The 1224-nt window shown below is 36.2% G+C and carries 2 protein-coding genes; both read right to left on the bottom strand.

Translation table 11 applies throughout. The annotated features are described in order from the left end of the window. Positions 1-216: 216 nt before the first annotated feature. On the bottom strand, positions 217-648 hold the full coding sequence (locus tag C0512_RS15845) for a hypothetical protein (protein ID WP_290863323.1): 432 nt from the start codon (positions 646-648) through the stop codon (positions 217-219). A 95-nt stretch (positions 649-743) separates the two neighbouring features. Continuing rightward, on the bottom strand, positions 744-1224 hold a 481-nt coding region (locus C0512_RS15840; RefSeq protein ID WP_290863321.1), incomplete at its 5' end, for a hypothetical protein.

The following is a 1224-nucleotide window of genomic DNA, read 5'->3' as shown; positions in this document are numbered from 1 at the left end:
CGTTGGGGCAAATGTTGGGATAAGGCGACCAAATAGGTTTGGTAACAATAATCAAGGGGTCAGATTAAATTGATTTTAAGTAAACTCTTTCCTTTAATCAATCAATGATCAATCGAATCTGACCCCTTGATGACGTAATCTGACCCCTTGATTATGATTAGATTATGATTAGACCCAAAATTCTGTGACCCCATTTATTTTGACCCCATTTATTTCTTAACGATTAATTAAAATTTTAGAGTCAATAATATTTTCCATTTCTTTTTCATTTTTCATGTTTATAACCCAATCAAACATGAGTGAATATGCAATTTCAAAAGATACTTCTGTCAAAATGCAATAAATAACTAATTGATGTATTGAGCCTAAGTCCGCTTCATAACAGTCAATAAAAGCAGTCATTTCAACTTCTCCTTCTTCATAAGGTATTTGTATAACCCTTAGCCCTCGTTTATTTTTTTTACAAATTTTACTTAAAATGGGATTTCCATTTTGAATTGGCTGACCATTTAAATAATAATTATTAAACCACTCATCCCATGGATCAGATACTTGCTTTGAAATTTTGTCAAATGCGGTCTGCCAGTAAATTTTAGCGGCATTGTATACATTAGTGTCATTGATAAAGTTAGGAAATAATTCTTTCATTTCAATTTTTAGGTTGAGTTTAGTAAGTATGCGTGACAGTTTTTACTATGGATCATTACACCGATTTTAAAATTGGTTAAGTATTTTTACTTATTTTATGGGACAAAAGCTGAGCCAGCCCGAACTTCTATATCAATACGTATGTCTTTGGTTCCAGGTTCAAGAAAGGAAACGTTAGTTACACCTACACCACCTCCATTTGCTGCATTCATAATAAACCTAATTGCCCGGGCTACAGCGATTTGGCGCTTACCGGCTTCTTTAGGTCCAATTTTTGAGACTAAAGAATCAAGTAAAGCTAAGCCTTCAGATTGAGTCAACGGCGTAGTTTGCGACCAAGGTTCCGATGCTTCTAAACCGCCACCTTGGGCCTGTATTCTTCCTCTATGGTCTTGAGGATCACCAGGATTTGGGGGACAAATTTCATTAACAGCAATTCGTGGAGAACGGCCAGGTCTTTCTGCTGAGCGTCCAGTTCTTCCTCTTTCAAGAGGAACATAACCTTGTGAAGTTGAATTATCACCACCAAAGCTATCGCCACTGGTACCAGGTAAAATAATTGGTATGCTACCACTC

This window comes from Flavobacterium sp., assembly GCF_013822155.1.
GTDB lineage: Bacteria > Bacteroidota > Bacteroidia > Flavobacteriales > Flavobacteriaceae > Flavobacterium.
Note: the sequence above shows the minus strand (reverse complement) of the source record. Positions and strands in the feature narration are given on the sequence as shown.

Excerpts from the sequence above, each read along its gene's own strand:
- C0512_RS15845 (WP_290863323.1), bottom strand. The coding sequence starts at position 648 with ATGAAAGAATTATTTCCTAACTTTATCAATGACACTAATGTATACAAT.